Source organism: Nonomuraea sp. NPDC023979 (genome assembly GCF_040639085.1).
In the GTDB taxonomy this organism is placed as follows: domain Bacteria; phylum Actinomycetota; class Actinomycetes; order Streptosporangiales; family Streptosporangiaceae; genus Nonomuraea; species Nonomuraea ceibae.
The window spans coordinates 177,913-194,706 of sequence record NZ_JBEZZG010000005.1; the positions used below are offsets into that span (position 1 = coordinate 177,913).

The following is a 16,794-nucleotide window of genomic DNA, read 5'->3' on the forward strand; positions in this document are numbered from 1 at the left end:
CATCCAGGGTCGCCCTTTGAGCGCGCTCTAAGTCAAATCCCTACTCCCCCTGAGGGGGCAATCCCTACCAGGGTCTGTATCCCCGCAGGTCATCATGCCCCTGACAGGGGTATTAAGACCGAAGTAGTAGGGGATTCCTCAGGGCCCGCCGAGGGTGATCTCCGATACTCCGCGAAGCCGGATTCCGCCACGTTTGTAGGCATGAAGGGTTTGCTTGTCAGCGGATTCACGGCCATCGGCACCGGCGCGGGCGCCATGTTCACCCTGCACGCCGAGACGGGCCTGGACCCGATGCACACGGTGATCAGCGAGTACGCCTTCCAGGCGGCCGGCTGGCTGCTGCCGCTGTCGCTGACCCTGTTCGCGGTGGGCTCGACGCTGATCGCCGAGGCCGTGCGCCGGGCCGGGGCGGACCGCCGCGTCGTCGCCCTGCTGCTGGTGTGGGGCGCGAGCATGTTCCTCATCGGCGCGTTCCCGACCGACCCGCCCGGCGTCGAGCTGTCGCTGTCGGGCGCCGTCCACCGCTACGCCGCCTTCGTCGCCTTCCTGGTCATGCCCGTCGCGGGACTGCTGCTGGCCAGGGCCCGCGTGCGCCACGCCCGCGCCGTCCGCGTGCTCAGCACCATCGCCCTGGTCGCCCTGGTCGCCGTCGTGATCCCGTACGTGGTCCGGATGTTCGGCATCCCGCTGGCCAACGAGGACTTCCCCGCCGGGCTGATCCAGCGCACCGTGGTCGTCACCGAGCTCGCCGTCCTCGCCCTGGCCGGGATGTCGGCGCTCAACCCCGCCCCCCGCCGCGTGCCCGCCCTCGCCCGCCCCCTTGCCTGAGCCCTTGCCTGAGCAGGAGTGAACGGCTCTCCCTCGGTTAGAGGGGGAGCCTGACACTTTGCTTTGCACGGAGGTACCGGCATGACCATCCTGATCGCCTACGACGGCTCCGACGACGCCAAGGCCGCCATCGCCTTCGCCGGCAAGATGTTCCCCGGCCGGCACGCGGTGGTGCTGACCGTGTGGGAGCGGCTGGCGATGACCTCCGCCCGGGCGTCCGCCGGGCTCATCATGACGATCGACAACTCAGCCGCCGAGGACGAGGCCATCGGCAAGGCCATGCGCGAGCTCGCCGAGCACGGCGCCTCCCTCGCCACCGAGGCCGGCCTGGACGCCACCCCGCGCTGCTCCTCCGACGCCGTGGCCGTCTGGGCCACGATCGTCGACACGGCCGACGAGCTGGACGCCGAGCTGATCGTCACCGGCACCCGGGGGCTCGGCGGTGTGCGCTCGCTCCTGCTGGGCAGCACCTCCGACCGCGTCCTGCACCACTCCCGCCGCCCCGTCCTCGTCGTCCCCGGACCGGAGTCCGGGGCCTGATCTTCCCCGTCCGCTGTCCGGGGGTTGATCGTCCCCGGAGCCCACCGTCCACCCACACCCGCTGGGCTCCGGGGCGCTCGTCGAAACGCCGCCCGCCATTTCCCCCGCGTATCCCGGGCCGATGGGAAAGTGTCGGCCCGATGGTGCAGAGTTGCCTCCTGGAACGAGGAGGGCGCGTGGCCGCAGGGCTGGCGAGAAGGTTGGGCACCGGCGACGCGGTGGTCGTCGGGCTCAGTGCCATGGTGGGCGCCGGCGTGTTCGCGGCCTTCGCCCCCGCTGCGCGGGCGGCCGGCACGTGGCTGCTCGCCGCGCTCGCCCTGGCCGGCCTGGTGGCCTACTGCAACGCGACCTCCTCGGCGCGCCTGGCCGCGCTCTACCCCGAGTCCGGCGGCACGTACGTCTACGGCAGGCGTCGCCTCGGCCCGTTCTGGGGCTACCTCGCGGGCTGGGGCTTCACGATCGGCAAGACCGCCTCCTGCGCCGCGATGGCGCTCACCTTCGGCGCCTATGCGGCCCCCGCGCTCGCCCGCCCGCTGGCCATCGCCGCCGTGGTGGTGCTCACCGCGCTCAACCTGTTCGGGGTGCAGCGCTCCGCCGCCGCGGCCCGGGTGATGGTGGCGTTCGTCCTGCTGGTGCTGGCCGGGGTCGTCGTGGCGGCCTTCGCGGGCGGCACGCCCGGCGCTTCCCAGGTCACGGCCCTGGCCGCCGGGGCGCCCGCCGGCCTGGCCGCCCCCGGGCTCTGGGGAGTGCTCCAGGGCGCCGGGCTGCTGTTCTTCGCGTTCGCCGGATATGCGCGGATCGCCACGCTGGGGGAGGAGGTGCGCGATCCCGCCCGGACCATCCCGCGTGCCATCGGCATCGCGCTGGCCGTCACGTTCGTCGTCTACGCCCTGGTGGCGGTGGCCGCGCTCGGCACGCTGACCGCGTGGGGGCTGGCGGGCTCCGGCGCGCCGCTGGCCGACGTGGTGAGCGCGGCCGGGGCGGAGTGGATGCGGCCGGTGGTCGCCGCCGGCGCGGCGGTGGCGGCCCTCGGCGCGCTGCTCGCGCTCATGCTCGGGGTGTCGCGCACGGTCCTGGCGATGGCCAGGGAGCGTGACCTGCCCGGCGTGTTCGCCGCCGTCCACCCCGGAGCGCAGGTGCCGCGCCGGGCCGAGCTCGCCGTCGCGGCGGCGGTGACCGTCCTGCTGCTGGTCGCCGACCTGCGCGGGGCCATCGGGTTCTCCTCCTTCGGCGTGCTCGTCTACTACGCCGTCGCCAACGCCTCCGCGTTCACCCTGCGCCGCGACGAGGGCGCGCCGCCGAAGGCCGTGCCGGTGCTCGGGCTGGCCCTGTGCCTGCTGCTCGCCGCCACCCTCCCGCTCGCCTCCGTGCTCGCGGGCCTGGCCGTCTTCGCGGCCGGCGCCGTCCTCTGGGCCGTACGGCACCGGCTCCGGCAGGGCCGGCCGTCACCCTGACGCGCCTGGGCCGGGCGGGTCCGGCCGCGTTATGCTGGAGGCTCCCGTCGATGGCTCGGGCGTGCCGCTGAAAGCGCCCATCACATGAAGACCTCCGCGGAGGAGATCCGCCCGCGCGCATGAGCGGGGTCAGGGTCCGTACGAGCAAGGACCTCAAGTCCGCCCGGCGGCGACGGCCACCCCGGTGCCTGGGGCACCTGACCGTCGCGCCGCTGTGGCCGATGCACACCGCCAATCTGGGCACGCTGTTGCGCACCTGCGACGCCGTCGGCGCGTGCCTGGCCGTGCCCCGGCTGCCGTGGGTGCCGGAGGCGCTGGCCAAGGGCAACACGCTGCGCGCCGGGGCCTGCGTCCACTGGGTGCGGCCGCTGCGCTGGCTCGCCGAACGGCGCGAGCGGGGCGAGCAGGTCGTCGGCGTCGAGCTGGCCGAGGAGGCCGTCCGGCTGGCCGACCTGCCCATGGCCAGGCAGCCGACCGTCGTCGTGCTCGGCCACGAGGCCGACGGCATCCCGCCCGAGGCGCTCGACCTGCTCGACCTGGTCGTCGAGATCCCCATGATCGGCACCGGCGCGAGCCTGAACGTGGCCGTCGCCGGGTCGCTCGTCCTCTACAAGCTGGCCGGGTTCAGCTGAGCCGAAGTTGACCCCAACCGTGGTTGAGGTTGCAGGATCGGGCGCATGAAGGTGGAAATCTACGCCGATGTGCTCTGTCCGTGGTGCTACATCGGCAAGAGGAGGCTGGCGGCCGCCCTGGAGACGGTCGCCGGCCGGGAGTCCGTCGAGCTCGTCTGGCGCGCCTACGAGCTGGCGCCGGAGCAGGGCCGCGTCCCCGGCCCGACCGCCGCCGAGGCGATGAGCGAATGGTGGGGCGACCAGGCGCCGGCCAGGGTCGCGCACATCCAGGCCCTGGGCGCGGCCGAGGGCCTGGAGCTCAACCTGGGGCTGGCCAGGCCGGTGAGCACGTTCGACGCGCACCGGCTCAACCTCCTCGCCGCCCGCCACGGGCTGGCCGCCGAGATGATGGAACGGCTGCTGCGCGCCTACCACACCGAGGGCCTGAACGTGGCCGACCTGGACGTGCTGCGCCGCCTCGGCGCGGAGGCGGGCCTGGACGCCGGCGAGGTCGACGCGGTGCTGACCGGCGACGCGCACGCCGACGACGTACGCGCCGACCGGCGCAGCGCGGCCGAGCGGGGCATCACGGGCGTCCCGACCCTGGTGATCGACGGCGGCCCGCCGGTCCCCGGCGTCCAACCCGTCGCCGACCTGCGCCGCCTGCTGGAGCTCGCGCTGGCCAGGTGATCCCCGCCGGGCGCTCGCCGCGGGGTTGCCGGGCGCGTACGTTGACGTGCATGTGAGGCGGCTTTACATTGGCGCGGTCGGCCCAGCAGGCACGGAGGCCCCCATGACCACAGTCAGCACCGTCCGCGGGCCCGTCGAGGCCGACCGGCTCGGCCAGACGCTCATGCACGAGCACGTGTTCGTCACCTCCACCGAGCACCTGGACAACTACGGCAAAGGCGCCTGGTGGGACGAGGAGTACCGGGTCGCCGACGCGATCACGAAGCTCAACGCGGTGGCGGCCAAAGGGGTCAGGACGATCGTCGACCCCACGGTGTGGGGGCTCGGGCGCTACATCCCCCGCATCCAGCGCATAGCGGCTGAAGTGCCCGATCTGCACATCATCGTCGCCACCGGCCTCTACACCTTCGACGAACTGCCCCACCAGTACGAGCACCGGGGGCCGGGGCTGCTCATCGACATGCCGGACCCGATGATCGAGGACTTCGTCCGCGACCTGACCGAAGGCATCGCCGACACGGGCGTCAAGGCGGCGTTCCTCAAGTGCGTCGTCGAGCACAAGGGCCTGACGCCCGGCGTCGAGCGGGTCTGCCGCGCCGTCGCCCAGGCCCACCTGCGCACCGGCGCGCCGATCACCGTCCACACGAACTCGTTCACCCAGAGCGGGCTCCCGGCGCTCGACCTGTTCGCCGAGGAGGGCGTGAACCTGGCCAAGGTCGTGGTCGGCCACGCCGGTGACAGTAACGATTTGGATTACTTGATGAAGCTGGCCGACACCGGCGCCACGCTCGGCATGGACCGGTTCGGGCTCGACCTCTACAACCCGACGGCGCAGCGCGTGGCCACGATCGCCGCGCTGTGCCGCCGCGGCTACGCCGACCGGATGGTGCTCAGCCACGACGCCGCCTGCTTCAACGACTACTTTCCCGAGGCCTGGGACGAGACCCGCGGCGCCCTGGCGCCCAACTGGAGATACGATCACATCCACGACGACGTGCTGGCCGCGCTGACGGAGTCTGGTGTGACCGGCGAGCAGATCGAACGGATGCTGGTGTTCAACCCCCGTCAACTGTTCTCGTAAAGTGGGGGGAAGGTAAGAGCAACGCAGGTAGGTGGAACTGGGTGACTTCGGACCAGGCCTTGTCGATCAGCCTCGGGCTTCAGGGGCCGTGTGTCATCGCAAGGCTGACCGGCGACTTCGATTTCGGCTCCGCGGCCGAGGTCCGTGATCGCGTCACCAAGGCGCTCGACCTGACCCAGCCGCCGATGCTTGTCATCGACATGCAGGCCGTCGCGGTCTGCGACTCCTCGGGCCTGTCCGTCCTGGTCTACCTGCACAAGGCCGTCACCGCGTCCGGCGGACGGCTGCTGCTGTCCGGGCTCAACGGCAGGTGCAAGCACCTGTTCGCGATCACCGCGCTCGACAAGTTCTTCGACATCCGCACCACCGCCGAGCTCGCCATCGCCGAACTCAGCGAAGACGGGAATTCACCGCCGTTTACCGGGTAGTTGCCCCGGCATGCCGGTCCAAGAGCCCGATCTGCTCGGCCTTTACCTGAAGCAGATCGGCACGACCCCCTTGCTCACCGCCGCGGACGAAGTGGAGCTGGCTCAGCGGATCGAAGCCGGGCTGTACGCCGGGCACCTCATCGGCTCCGGCGCGGGCACCGCCGAGCTCGACGTCGTCCGCCGCGATGGCCAGCGTGCCAAGGACCTGCTCATCGGGTCCAACCTCCGGCTGGTGGTCGCCGCCGCCCGACGCTACGCCCACCGCGGGCTGCCGCTCGTCGACGTCATCCAGGAGGGCAACCTCGGGCTGATCAGGGCGGTGGAGAAGTTCGACTACCGGCGCGGCTACAAGTTCTCTACGTACGCGATGTGGTGGATCCGCCAGGCGATCGAACGGGGCATCCACGACAAGAGCCGCACCGTACGGCTGCCCGTCCACGTGGCGGAGGAGCTGGCGCGGCTGCTGCGGGCCGAACGCGCGCTCGCCGCCTCGCTCGGCCGCACACCCGGCGACGACGAGCTGGCCGAGGCCGCCGGGCGCACGCCGGAGCAGGTGGCGGGGCTGCGCGGGCTCGCCAGGGACCCGGTCAGCCTGGACACGCCCGTCGGCGAGAACGGCGAGAGCAGCATCGGCGACCTGCTCGCCGACGAGGACGGGCCGCAGGTGCAGGAGCTGGCCGAGCGGCGGGCGCTGAGCGTCTCGGTGAACGAGGTGATCACGTCGCTGCCGCCGAGGGAGGCGGTGATCCTCAGGCTCAGGTACGGGCTCGCCGGGGAAGAGGTCTGGACATATAGCGATATTGCGCGACAAATGGGGCTGACCCGGGAGCGGATCCGCCAACTGGAGAAACAGGCGCTCAAGCGGCTCAGCAAGGACGGGCCGCTGCTCGCCTGGGCTTCGTAACCGTCCCGCTCCTTGATGTCGCCCGGCTGCCGGTGGTCAATGGAGATGCCGCCTTCAACTGGGGGAGGCGGCTGAACCGGTTCGCCATGGGGGCAACATGATCAGAAGTCTTGCCGGCGCGCTCTTAATCGCCACGGCCGCCGCGGGAGTGCTCGTCCCACCCGCCGAGGCCGCTACCACGCGGGCCGGCGCCGCCGCGTCCGTCACCGAGGCCGCGGCCGCCGTCGCGGCGAAACCGCACCTCATCCGCTACAAGATTTACTTCGGCCGGTGCAAGGACACCTGCCGCATCAAGGTCCGCATCACCAACACATCCAGCAAGCGCCTCTACTCGGTGAGCGTGAACGCTCGCCTCAAGGTCAACAACCGTAAGGTCGGATCCTGCCACGACTACGTCGGCCAGATCCGACCCAAGGGCGTCCGGTGGGGCGGATGCACCGTCCGGACCAGATCGCTGTCGAAGATGTGGAACCGCTGGCTCGACGGTGAGATCCGCTTCGACAAGCAGGTCAACACCGTCGTGCACTACGAGTATTACCGCTGACCCTGCTGCGTCGTCAGGCGGTGATCATCAGGGCGAGACCGATGAGCACCACGATCGGCACGACCCAGACGACAGCCTCGGCGGCGAACTCCTTGTACATGCAGAATCAATCTCCCTGTGCAACGCCCGAGCGGGGGCAGCGTAAACGTCACTGCGCAGCATAGCCGTCCCCGCGCCATGCGCAGAGCCCACCATCCCGGCCACCACCCGCGCCCCACACCCGGTCCCGGCCTTTCGGGAGGGGAAAGGGCGCGACGCCCACCCCATACGGGGCCGCGCACGACGAGCCGACCAACCCCTTCGTGCGGTCGGGCGACGGGCGGTCCGGCCGCCCGCCCTCTCCCGGGAGAGGGGCGTCCGCTCGAACCGGCCGTCCACCCCTCAGGGGGAGGGGTATCCGGCCCGACCGGCTTCCCGCTTCTCCGGAGGCGGGGGCGCCCCGCCCGGTAGGACGTCCGCCGCTCCGGAGGGGGCGTCCGGGAGGGCCCGGCCCTCCGCCCCTCTGGGGAGTGGGCTTCCGGTCGGGTCGGTCCTCTGTCCCTTCGGGGAGAGGGGCTGGGCGTCCGCCCCTTTCCGGTGGGGTGGGTCGGTTCTTCCCTTCCGGAGGGGAGTGTCCGTTTCCGGGCAGGTGCCCGAGGGAAGGGCGGGGCTCAGGGGTGGTGTTGCTGGGCGATGCGCTTGCCGAGGCTCGCGAGGGAGTCGTCGGCCATGAGCGCCGGCAGGTGGGGGGCGTCCTCGTCGATGCGGCGCAGGATCTCCGGGTGGTCGCCGTGGTGGCGGGTCCAGGCGCGGACGACGTCGGGCATCGCCGCGACGGCCGCGTCGGACAGGATCGCCTCACGGGGAAGCCACGAGGTGAGGAACCGCGTCACCCTGGCCGGGCTCCACCACAACGGCCGATCCCCCAGGAACTCGACGAGCTTCTCGAACGCCTCCCGAGCCCCGGGCAGGTCCGGAAGATCGTGGAATCGGGTGATCAGGTCGTCGACCGGGTGGCGTACCGGGTCGGGGACGGCGCGGGCGCGTGACAGCGCGAGCGGGCGGACGGCGGGCAGCGTCTCCGCGACCTCCGCCCCCAGCACCAGGTCCGTCACCTCGAACGCGTCGAGGATCCGCCCGGCCACGACCCCCGGATCGGTGGGGGCGAGGTCGAGGTCGTCGAGGAACTTCGGCTCCTCCACTACCGCGTCGACGGCCAGCCCGCCGTGCACCTGGTCGATGGCCACCACGAGCAGGTGCGGCTCCTTGCCGTCGGCGTAGCGGAAGGCGAGCGCGGCCAGGGTCTGCTCGCCGTAGCGATCTGCCGGGCCGTACCATGCGCCGTCGCAGGTGACCTGCCCCATCCGCGCCACCCAGCCGGCCAGCGACCCCGTCGCCTCGACCCCGGCCTGCCGGTACGGCGCGAAGACGGAGGTGCCGGCGGGGGAGTCAGTGGGGGTGTCGTCGCCGTCTGTGGTCTCGCCTTCGGCGGTGTCCGGTGGCGGTGCGGTGGCCTCGTCCTCGATGGGGTGGAGGGCCGCCAGGGCGGCGAGGGTGAGGCGGGCTTCGGTGCGGTCGTCGCGTACGAGCTGGGCGAGGAGCCCGTCGTCCCCGGCCGCCTCCAGGTCGGCGGTGAGCCGGGCCGCCCACAACTCGGTGCGCAGCGGCGAACGCCACCTGAGCAGGTCGCGAGCCTGGTTGATCGTGGTGTCGAACGCTGTGGTGCTCACCCCTCGACCGTATCGCCCCGCACCTCCACGACAGGGCGTACGGCCTTCCGCTGAGGGCGATCATCCCGGGAGCCCGCCGTTCCGAGCCGGTGGAGGAACGGCGGGCCCTGGGGTCAGCGGGTGGTGTCGCCGCCGAGGCCGGCCTTGCGGAGGGCTTCGGCCATGGCGCCCATCGGCTGCGGGCGGTCCTGGCGGCGCTGGCCGCCACGGTTGCCGTCGCCGCGACCGCGCTGTCCGTCACGTCCGCGCTGCCCGCCGTCGCCGCGACCGTCGCCGCGACCGTCGCCGCGACCGTTGCCGCCCCGGCCGCCGTCGCCACGGGCACCGTCACCACGGGCACTGTCGCCCCGGCCGCCGTTGTTGCCTCGGCCGCCGCGGTTGCCGTCACCGCGCTGGCCGTCGCCGCCGCGGCCACGCTGGGCGCCGTCGCCCCGGCCGCGGGAGCGGCCTTCCCCGCGACCGCCGGTGCCGTTGCCGCCACCGGCCGCGCCGTTGCCGTTGCCGTTGTCGGAGGCGGTGGCTGTGGCGTCGGCGTCGGAGCGGCGGCCGTTGCGACGGCCGTCGGCGCCGGTGGCCGTGGGGAGCTCGTCGTCGAGGCGGAGGGTCAGGCTGATGCGCTTGCGCGGGATGTCGACGTCGAGGACCTTGACGCGGACGATGTTGCCCGGCTTGGCCACCTCGCGGGGATCCTTCACGAAATTGTGGGACATGGCCGAGACGTGGACCAGCCCGTCCTGGTGGACGCCGACGTCCACGAACGCGCCGAACGCCGCGACGTTCGTGACCACGCCCTCCAGGATCATGCCCGGCTCCAGGTCGGACAGCTTCTCCACGCCCTCCTTGAACGTCGCCGTCTTGAAGGCCGGACGCGGGTCGCGGCCGGGCTTCTCCAGCTCGCGCAGGATGTCGGTGACGGTCGGGAGGCCGAAGGTGTCGTCGGTGAACTCCTCGGGCTTCAGCGCCTGCAGCGCCGACGTGTTGCCGATCAGCGACTTGAGGTCGGCGCCCGCCGAGCTGAGGATGCGCCGGACCACCGGGTAGGCCTCGGGGTGCACGCTGGAGGCGTCGAGCGGGTCGTCGCCGTCGGGGATGCGCAGGAAGCCCGCGCACTGCTCGAACGCCTTGGGGCCGAGCCGGGCGACGTCCTTGAGCGCGGTGCGGGTCTTGAACGGCCCGTTGGCGTCGCGGTGGCGCACGATGCTCTCGGCCAGCGTGGCGCCGATGCCCGACACGCGGGTGAGCAGCGGGGCCGAGGCGGTGTTGACGTCGACGCCGACCGCGTTGACACAGTCTTCGACGACGGCGTCGAGCGACCGGGACAGCTTGGTCTCGGCCAGGTCGTGCTGATACTGGCCGACGCCGATCGACTTGGGGTCGATCTTGACCAGCTCGGCGAGCGGGTCCTGCAGCCGGCGGGCGATGGAGACCGCGCCGCGCAGCGACACGTCGAGCTCGGGCAGCTCCTGCGAGGCGTAGGCGGAGGCGGAGTAGACGGACGCGCCCGCCTCCGACACCACGATCTTGGTGACCGACGGCATGAGCTTGACCAGCTCGCCCGCCAGCTTGTCGGTCTCGCGGGAGGCGGTGCCGTTGCCGATGGCGATCAGCTCGACGCCGTGCTTCTGCACCAGAGCGCCGAGCACGGCCAGCGACTGGTCCCACTGCTTCTTCGGCTCGTGCGGGTAGATGGTGGTGGTCTCGACGACCTTGCCGGTGGCGTCGACCACGGCCACCTTGACGCCGGTGCGCAGGCCCGGGTCGAGGCCCATCGTGGCGCGGGTGCCGGCCGGGGCGGCCAGCAGCAGGTCGCGCAGGTTGGCGGCGAACACGCGCACGGCCTCGTCCTCGGCCGCCTGCCAGAGCCGCATGCGCAGGTCGATGCCCAGGTGGACGAGGATGCGGGTGCGCCAGGCCCAGCGGACGGTCTCGGTCAGCCACTTGTCGGCCGGGCGGCCCCGGTCGGCGATGCCGAAGTGGCCGGCGATGCGCAGCTCGTAGGCGGCGGTCTCCTCGGGCTCCAGCGTGACCGTGAGCACTTCTTCCTTCTCGCCCCGGAACATCGCCAGGATCCGGTGCGAGGGCAGCTTGGTGAACGGCTCGCCGAACTCGAAGTAGTCGGAGAACTTGGCCCCCGCCTCCTCCTGCCCCTCGCGCACCTTGGAGACCAGCCGGCCGCGGCTCCACAGCTGCTCGCGCAGGCCGCCGATGAGGTCGGCGTCCTCGGCGAAGCGCTCGATCAGGATCGCCCTGGCGCCTTCGAGCGCCGCCGCGGCGTCGGCGACGCCCTCGGTGACGAACGACTCCGCGAGCTGGGCCGGGTCGAGCGCCGGGTCGCCCAGCAGCTTGTCGGCCAGAGGCTCCAGCCCGAGCTCGCGGGCGATCTGGGCCTTGGTGCGCCGCTTGGGCTTGTAGGGGAGGTAGATGTCCTCCAGGCGGGCCTTGGTCTCGGCCGCCATGACCTGGGCGCGCAGGTCGTCGTCGAGCTTGCCCTGAGACTCGATCGACTCCAGGATCGCCGTCCTGCGCTCTTCGAGCTCGCGCAGGTAGCGCAGCCGCTCTTCGAGCGTGCGCAGCTGGGCGTCGTCGAGGGCGCCCGTGGCCTCCTTGCGGTATCGCGCGATGAACGGCACGGTCGCGCCGCCGTCGAGCAGCTCGATCGCCGCCCGCACCTGCCCCTCGCGCGCGCCGAGCTCTTCCGCGATCCGCTGGTGAATAGAGAGCACTTGCCTGCCTTTCGATGGTCCCGCCGGTCAATTGTGCAGGACGACGCCGTCTTCCATGACCAGGGTGCGCCGAGGGTGAACGGCCGCCTCCCTACCGGGCCGCAGGTCGCGGGGCGGGTCGGCGGCCGGCCCGCCGAGCACCCGCGGGCGGCCGTCGCGCAGGAGGACGTCCGTCATGCCTGCACCCTAAAGCGCCGCACCGACGATTCGGCGCGGTCAGGCGGGGCGGCCGGCGAAGAGTTCGAGGTGGAAGCAGCGGGGGCAACGGTAGGCGTCGATCTCCCACCTCGGGCGGCCGGACAGCTTGGCCCCGCCGAAGACGCCGCGCTCCAGAGCGCCTTCCACCCAGTTGGCGAAGCCCTGGGAGTACTGCCCGCTGTCCATGACGAAGCCTGTCTGCAGCCCTGTCGCGCCGCAGTGGGTGCACCGGAAGTCAGCCATTGCCCGACGATATCGGGATCTCGGAGAGATGAGAGATGTTCGCCTGATCGACGGCATCGGTGCTCGGCCTGCTCGCGAACCAGGCGTCGAGGATCTCGTCGAGCACCACGGCGGAGGTGAGGCGGAGGCTGAGGGCGAGCACGTTGGCGTCGTTCCAGGTGCGGGCGCCGCCCGCGGTGTAGGCGTCGGCGCAGAGGGCGGCGCGGACGCCGGGCACCTTGTTGGCCGCGATCGACGCGCCGGTGCCGGTCCAGCAGCACACGACCGCCTGGTCGGCGCGGCCCTCGGCGACGTCGCGGGCCGCCGCCTCGCAGGCCCAGGCCCAGTCGGCGCGCTCGCCGTGGTTGAGCGCGCCGTGCGGGACGACCTCGTGACCGCGCTCGCGCAGCGCCGTCACCACTCGCTCGGCGATCCCGTCGAGGCTGTCGGCGGCCACCGCGATCCGCATGGCGCTCCTTCCGGGGGTCCAGTTTCAGGCAACGTGTTCAGCTCTATCAGACAACGGAATCAGCGACGAGAGGAGTAACCGGCTGGCGCGATCACCCCGTATGTGCTTGGTTGTGTCGCCATATGGACATCGTTGAAGATGATATTTCCGCTCTTGCGCGGGGATGTGCGGTCCTGGGCACCGGTGGCGGCGGTGACGTGCGGACCGGGGCGCTGGCCGCGCGGCGGGCCATCAGGACGTACGGCCCCGTCCCGCTGGTACGGCTCGCCGAGCTGCCGGAGGACGCGCTGATCGTCCCGCTGTCGGGCATCGGCGCGCCGACCGTCAGCCACGAGATGATCCACGGCGAGGACGAGCCCAGGCGCATCGCCGAGGAGGTTGAGCGGATCTTCGGCCGCCCGCCGGCGGCGGTGATGTCGTCCGAGATCGGCGGCGCGAACGGGGTCGCCCCCGTGGCGTGGGCGGCGCAGCTCGGCCTGCCGCTGCTCGACGCCGACGGGATGGGCCGGGCGTTCCCCGAGGTCCAGATGGTGTCCATGTACGTGGCGGGGCTGCCGGCCGACCTGGTGGTCATGGCGGACGTCGCGGGCAACGTGGTGACGATCCGCCCGGTGGACGGATTGTGGTCGGAGCGGCTGGCGCGGGCGGTGTGCGTGGCCGCCGGGTCGCACGCGCTGATGGCCGACTACGTGATCACCGCCGGGCGGGCGCGCGGGGCGGTGATCGAGGGCACGGTGACGCGGGCGCTGGAGATCGGCCGGGCCACCGAGGGCGCCGCGGACCCGCTGGAGGCGCTGCGGAGCGAGCTGGGCGCGGTCCGGCTGATCACCGGCAAGCTCACCGACGTCGAGCGGCGCACCAGCGGCGGGTTCGTCAGGGGCACGGCCACGATCGAGGGCACCGGCGGCGACCGGGGCCGCACGCTCACGCTGGAGCTGCAGAACGAGAACCTGGTGGCGGTCGAGGACGGCCGGGTCAGGGCCATGGTGCCGGACCTGATCACGGTGGCCGACACCGAGACGGCCGCCGCCGTGCAGACCGAGGGCCTGCGTTACGGCCAGCGCGTGGCGGTGCTCGCCTGGCCGTGCGACCCGCTGTGGCGCACCCCCAGGGGGCTGGAGACGGCCGGGCCCCGGGCGTTCGGCCACGACCTGGAGTACGTGCCCGTCGAAGAACTGGAGACGCGGCATGGCTGACTTGCGTGTCGGGGTCGACGTCGGCGGCACGAACACCGACGCCGTCGTGCTGGACGGCTCCGATCGGGTGATCGCCAAGGCCAAGCGGCCCACGAGCCGGGACGTGACCGAGGGCCTGCGCGCCGCCCTGGACGCCGTGCTCGCCGGGCTGGACCCGTACGCGAGGAAGCGGATCGGCCGGGTCATGCTGGGCACCACGCACGCCACGAACGCGATCCTGGAGCGTCGTGACCTGGGCCGGGTGGCCGTGCTGCGGCTGGGGGCGCCCGCGACCACGTCGGTGCCTCCGCTGTCGGACTGGCCGGGTGAGCTGCGCGAGGTCGTGTCGGCGGGCGAGGCGGTGGTGCCGGGCGGGCACTACGTGGACGGCCGGGAGATCGGGCGGCTGGACCTGGACGCGATCCGGCGGTTCCTGGACGGGACGGACGCCGACGCGGTGGCGGTCACCGGGGTGTTCAGCCCGTCGAGCGCCGGGCACGAGCTGGCCGTGCGGGAGCTGGTCCAGGCCGAGTACGGGCTGCCGGTGTCGGCGAGCCACGAGATCGGCTCGCTGGGGCTGCTGGAGCGCGAGAACGCGACCGTGCTGAACGCGGCGCTGTACCGGGTGGCCGCGCAGGTGACCGGGGCGCTCACCGCGACGCTGGCCGAGCGCGGCCTGGACGCGCTGCCGTACCTGGCGCAGAACGACGGCACGCTGATGACGGTCGAGCAGGCGGCGCGGCTGCCGGTGTCGACCATCGGGTCCGGGCCGGCCAACTCGCTGCGCGGGGCCGCGTTCCTGTCGGGGGTGCCGGACGCGATCGTGGCGGACGTGGGCGGCACGTCGACGGACCTCGGGGTGCTGGCCGGCGGGTTCCCGCGCGAGTCGGCGGCGGCGGTGGAGATCGGCGGCGTGCTCACCAACTTCCGCATGCCGGACATCCTGGCGATCGCGCTCGGCGGCGGGACGGTGGTGCGCGGCCGGGACGTGGGGCCGGACTCGGTCGGCTACCGGATCGCCGAGGAGGCGCTGGTGTTCGGCGGCCGGACCCCGACGCTCACGGACGCCGCCGTGGCCGCGGGCCGCCTGCCCGATGGGTCGGCGGGCTGGGCGGACCGGCTGGCGGCGTCCGGCGCCGATCTCGCGGAGCTGCGCGCCGCGCTCGCGCTCGCCGACGCGGCGGCCGCGGACGCGGTGGACCGGATGGCGCTCGGCCGGGCCGGCCGGCCGCTGGTCGTCGTCGGGGGCGGCGCGTTCCTGCTGCCCGCCGACCTCCCGGGCGTGAGCCGGGTGATCAGGCCCGAGCACGCCGAGGTCGCCAACGCCGTCGGCGCCGCCATCGCCCTGGCGAGCGGCAGAGTCGATACGATCATGCCTGCGCACGAAAGCCGGGCAGAGGCTATCGAAAGGGTTAAAGAGGAGGCGGCTGCCCGAGCCGTCGCCGCGGGCGCGGATCCGGCCGGGGTCGAGATCGTCGACCTGCTGGAGGTGCCGCTGAGCTACCTCGCCGAACCCGCCGTGCGCGTACACGTCAAAGCCGCCGGACCCCTCGCGCGGTGACAGAGAAAGGATCCCCCCATGCGCTGGCACAAGCGCCTGCTGGTCGCCGGAGTCGTCGGAATCCTGTCCCTGGCCGCGTCCGCGTGCGCGGGCGGCCAGGTGCGCGGCGCCGGGGGCACCCCGCAGCCGACGGCGGATGACGGCACGGGCGCCCCGACGGCGGCCCAGGCCGAGCCGGGCGGCAAGGAGAACGACGCCACGTTCGTCTACGCGCCGAACCTGGACGTGGTGACCGACTGGGACCCGGCGTCCTCGTACTCCAACGAGATCATCGCCATGTCCAACATCTACGAGGGCCTGACCCGCTACAACGCCGAGACGAAGAAGCCGGAGCCGCGCCTGGCCACCGAGTGGTCGTCGGCGGACGACGGCAGGCAGTGGACGTTCAAGCTGCGCCAGGGCGTGAAGTTCCACACCGGCGCGCCCATGGACGCCGAGGCGGCCAAGAAGGCCATCGAGCGCACGATCAAGAAGAACGCGGGCGCGGCCTACATCTGGGGGGCCGTCGACACGATCGAGGCGCCGGACGCCTCGACGCTGAAGTTCTCGCTCAAGTACGCGGCGCCGCTCGACCTGGTGGCCTCCTCCGGCTACGCGGCCTACATCTACGACACCGAGGCCGTGGACGCGGTCGCCGACGGCAAGAGCGACGCCGGGACCGGCCCGTACACGATCGACAGCTGGAGGAAGGGCCAGGAGACCGAGCTGACGCTGAAGGCGTTCGAGGACTACTGGGGCGGCTGGAAGCCCGAGCAGTACAAGAAGGTGGCCTTCCGGGTGACGCCGGAGATCACCACGGCCTGGCAGCTGCTCAAGCGGGGCGAGGTGAACTTCGTCCAGCGGCTCAACCCGCAGCTCTTCCAGCAGGCCGGGTCCACCGAGGGCGTGCAGGCGTCGCAGACGCCGTCGTTCCAGAACCTGCTGGTGCTGTTCAACACCGAGAGCGGGCCGACCAAGGACGTGCGGGTGCGGCAGGCGCTGCAGTACGCCATCGACTACGACGGCCTGGTGTCGGCGCTGAAGGGCTCCGGGCAGAAGGCGAGCGGGCTGGTGCCGCCGGGGCTGCTCGGCCACGTGTTCGGCATGGAGCCGGTGCACGACCTGTCCATGGCGCAGGAGCTGATGACGTCCGCCGGGTACGGGCCCGACAACCCCGAGCTCAAGCTGACCATGACCTACGCGCAGGGCGACGACGACCAGAAGCTGTTCGTGACGCTGCTCAGCTCGGCGCTGAAGAAGCTGAACGTGACCCTCCAGGCGCGGCCGATGGCCTGGAACGCGCAGTGGGACCTGGGCAAGAAGAAGGGCCAGGACGTGTTCGTCATGTACTGGTACCCGGACTACGCCGACCCGTACTCGTGGTTCCTCAACGTGTTCAGGAGCTCGGACAAGCCGGAGTTCAACCTGTCGTACCTGAAGGACGCCGGGATCGACGCGGCGATCGACGGGCTGCCGCGGCTCACGGCCACCGACCCGTTCGCCGCCGAGATGGCCTACGACAAGCTGCAGAAGCAGATCGTCAACGACAAGGCGGCGGTGGCCGTGCCGTACGTGCAGACCTACCAGCGGGCGCTGACGGCGGGCGTGCAGGGGTACAAGGACAACCCGGCCTATCCGAACGTGGTCTTCTTCTACGACCTGAAGCCCGCGGCCTGAG

At 72.3% G+C, this 16,794-nt stretch carries 17 protein-coding genes; 12 read left to right on the forward strand and 5 right to left on the reverse strand.

Annotation, left to right across the window (positions count from 1 at the left end):
* The first annotated feature begins 201 nt into the window (after positions 1–201).
* From AB0G11_RS12425 to AB0G11_RS12465, 9 genes are all read left to right on the forward strand, one after another.
* Positions 202–828: a DUF998 domain-containing protein gene (locus tag AB0G11_RS12425; protein ID WP_357585633.1), complete on the forward strand. Its 627-nt coding sequence runs from the start codon at positions 202–204 to the stop codon at positions 826–828.
* Positions 829–909: 81 nt separating this feature from the next.
* Positions 910–1,368: a universal stress protein gene (locus AB0G11_RS12430; protein WP_219510226.1), complete on the forward strand. Its 459-nt coding sequence runs from the start codon at positions 910–912 to the stop codon at positions 1,366–1,368.
* Positions 1,369–1,544: 176 nt separating this feature from the next.
* Complete coding sequence (locus AB0G11_RS12435) at positions 1,545–2,822, forward strand: APC family permease (protein ID WP_357585635.1); 1,278 nt, start codon at positions 1,545–1,547, stop codon at positions 2,820–2,822.
* Positions 2,823–2,941: 119 nt separating this feature from the next.
* Positions 2,942–3,454 carry a TrmH family RNA methyltransferase gene (locus tag AB0G11_RS12440; protein WP_219510224.1) on the forward strand — a complete coding sequence of 171 codons (513 nt, stop codon included), beginning with the start codon at positions 2,942–2,944 and terminating at the stop codon, positions 3,452–3,454.
* A gap of 45 nt (positions 3,455–3,499) precedes the next feature.
* Positions 3,500–4,123 carry a DsbA family oxidoreductase gene (locus tag AB0G11_RS12445; RefSeq protein WP_357585637.1) on the forward strand — a complete coding sequence of 208 codons (624 nt, stop codon included), beginning with the start codon at positions 3,500–3,502 and terminating at the stop codon, positions 4,121–4,123.
* 103 nt (positions 4,124–4,226) lie between these two features.
* Positions 4,227–5,204, forward strand: coding sequence for a phosphotriesterase-related protein (locus tag AB0G11_RS12450; protein WP_219510222.1), 978 nt, complete (start codon positions 4,227–4,229; stop codon positions 5,202–5,204).
* Between the two features lie 41 nt (positions 5,205–5,245).
* Positions 5,246–5,632, forward strand: a complete 387-nt coding sequence (locus AB0G11_RS12455; protein WP_219510221.1) for an STAS domain-containing protein — start codon at positions 5,246–5,248, stop codon at positions 5,630–5,632.
* A 10-nt stretch (positions 5,633–5,642) separates the two neighbouring features.
* Complete coding sequence (locus AB0G11_RS12460; protein ID WP_219510253.1) at positions 5,643–6,536, forward strand: sigma-70 family RNA polymerase sigma factor; 894 nt, start codon at positions 5,643–5,645, stop codon at positions 6,534–6,536.
* A gap of 97 nt (positions 6,537–6,633) precedes the next feature.
* The gene (locus AB0G11_RS12465; RefSeq protein ID WP_219510220.1) at positions 6,634–7,080 is read left to right on the forward strand and encodes a hypothetical protein; all 447 of its coding nucleotides are present in this window, start codon (positions 6,634–6,636) and stop codon (positions 7,078–7,080) included.
* Between the two features lie 650 nt (positions 7,081–7,730).
* Here AB0G11_RS12465 and AB0G11_RS12470 read toward each other — a convergent pair.
* The 5 genes from AB0G11_RS12470 to AB0G11_RS12490 all read right to left on the reverse strand — a co-directional run bounded on the left by AB0G11_RS12470 (position 7,731) and on the right by AB0G11_RS12490 (position 12,401).
* Positions 7,731–8,789, reverse strand: coding sequence for a hypothetical protein (locus tag AB0G11_RS12470; RefSeq protein WP_357585639.1), 1,059 nt, complete (start codon positions 8,787–8,789; stop codon positions 7,731–7,733).
* Between the two features lie 113 nt (positions 8,790–8,902).
* On the reverse strand, positions 8,903–11,512 hold the full coding sequence (locus tag AB0G11_RS12475; RefSeq protein ID WP_357585641.1) for a Tex family protein: 2,610 nt from the start codon (positions 11,510–11,512) through the stop codon (positions 8,903–8,905).
* A 27-nt stretch (positions 11,513–11,539) separates the two neighbouring features.
* On the reverse strand, positions 11,540–11,689 hold the full coding sequence (locus AB0G11_RS12480; RefSeq protein ID WP_219510218.1) for a hypothetical protein: 150 nt from the start codon (positions 11,687–11,689) through the stop codon (positions 11,540–11,542).
* A 39-nt stretch (positions 11,690–11,728) separates the two neighbouring features.
* Positions 11,729–11,953, reverse strand: a complete 225-nt coding sequence (locus AB0G11_RS12485; RefSeq protein WP_219510217.1) for a hypothetical protein — start codon at positions 11,951–11,953, stop codon at positions 11,729–11,731.
* Positions 11,946–12,401, reverse strand: a complete 456-nt coding sequence (locus AB0G11_RS12490) for an RpiB/LacA/LacB family sugar-phosphate isomerase (RefSeq protein ID WP_357585643.1) — start codon at positions 12,399–12,401, stop codon at positions 11,946–11,948. Before AB0G11_RS12490 ends, AB0G11_RS12485 begins: the two co-directional genes overlap by 8 nt.
* 122 nt (positions 12,402–12,523) lie before the next feature.
* Here AB0G11_RS12490 and AB0G11_RS12495 point away from each other — a divergent pair, with 122 nt between their 5' ends.
* From AB0G11_RS12495 to AB0G11_RS12505, 3 genes are read left to right on the forward strand one after another with little or no spacing between them, the layout of a single operon-like run.
* Positions 12,524–13,597, forward strand: a complete 1,074-nt coding sequence (locus AB0G11_RS12495) for a DUF917 domain-containing protein (RefSeq protein WP_219510216.1) — start codon at positions 12,524–12,526, stop codon at positions 13,595–13,597.
* Positions 13,590–15,137 carry a hydantoinase/oxoprolinase family protein gene (locus AB0G11_RS12500; RefSeq protein WP_357585644.1) on the forward strand — a complete coding sequence of 516 codons (1,548 nt, stop codon included), beginning with the start codon at positions 13,590–13,592 and terminating at the stop codon, positions 15,135–15,137. Before AB0G11_RS12495 ends, AB0G11_RS12500 begins: the two co-directional genes overlap by 8 nt.
* Positions 15,138–15,155: 18 nt before the next feature.
* Entirely contained in the window at positions 15,156–16,793 is a 1,638-nt protein-coding gene (locus tag AB0G11_RS12505) for an ABC transporter substrate-binding protein (RefSeq protein ID WP_357585646.1), read from the forward strand.
* The last annotated feature ends 1 nt before the right edge of the window (position 16,794 follow it).

Excerpts from the sequence above, each read along its gene's own strand:
- AB0G11_RS12425 (WP_357585633.1), top strand. The coding sequence starts at position 202 with ATGAAGGGTTTGCTTGTCAGCGGATTCACGGCCATCGGCACCGGCGCG.
- AB0G11_RS12430 (WP_219510226.1), top strand. The coding sequence starts at position 910 with ATGACCATCCTGATCGCCTACGACGGCTCCGACGACGCCAAGGCCGCC.
- AB0G11_RS12440 (WP_219510224.1), top strand. The coding sequence starts at position 2,942 with ATGAGCGGGGTCAGGGTCCGTACGAGCAAGGACCTCAAGTCCGCCCGG.
- AB0G11_RS12445 (WP_357585637.1), top strand. The coding sequence starts at position 3,500 with ATGAAGGTGGAAATCTACGCCGATGTGCTCTGTCCGTGGTGCTACATC.
- AB0G11_RS12450 (WP_219510222.1), top strand. The coding sequence starts at position 4,227 with ATGACCACAGTCAGCACCGTCCGCGGGCCCGTCGAGGCCGACCGGCTC.
- AB0G11_RS12460 (WP_219510253.1), top strand. The coding sequence starts at position 5,643 with ATGCCGGTCCAAGAGCCCGATCTGCTCGGCCTTTACCTGAAGCAGATC.
- AB0G11_RS12465 (WP_219510220.1), top strand. The coding sequence starts at position 6,634 with ATGATCAGAAGTCTTGCCGGCGCGCTCTTAATCGCCACGGCCGCCGCG.
- AB0G11_RS12480 (WP_219510218.1), bottom strand. The coding sequence starts at position 11,689 with ATGACGGACGTCCTCCTGCGCGACGGCCGCCCGCGGGTGCTCGGCGGG.
- AB0G11_RS12485 (WP_219510217.1), bottom strand. The coding sequence starts at position 11,953 with ATGGCTGACTTCCGGTGCACCCACTGCGGCGCGACAGGGCTGCAGACA.
- AB0G11_RS12490 (WP_357585643.1), bottom strand. The coding sequence starts at position 12,401 with ATGCGGATCGCGGTGGCCGCCGACAGCCTCGACGGGATCGCCGAGCGA.
- AB0G11_RS12495 (WP_219510216.1), top strand. The coding sequence starts at position 12,524 with ATGGACATCGTTGAAGATGATATTTCCGCTCTTGCGCGGGGATGTGCG.
- AB0G11_RS12500 (WP_357585644.1), top strand. The coding sequence starts at position 13,590 with ATGGCTGACTTGCGTGTCGGGGTCGACGTCGGCGGCACGAACACCGAC.
- AB0G11_RS12505 (WP_357585646.1), top strand. The coding sequence starts at position 15,156 with ATGCGCTGGCACAAGCGCCTGCTGGTCGCCGGAGTCGTCGGAATCCTG.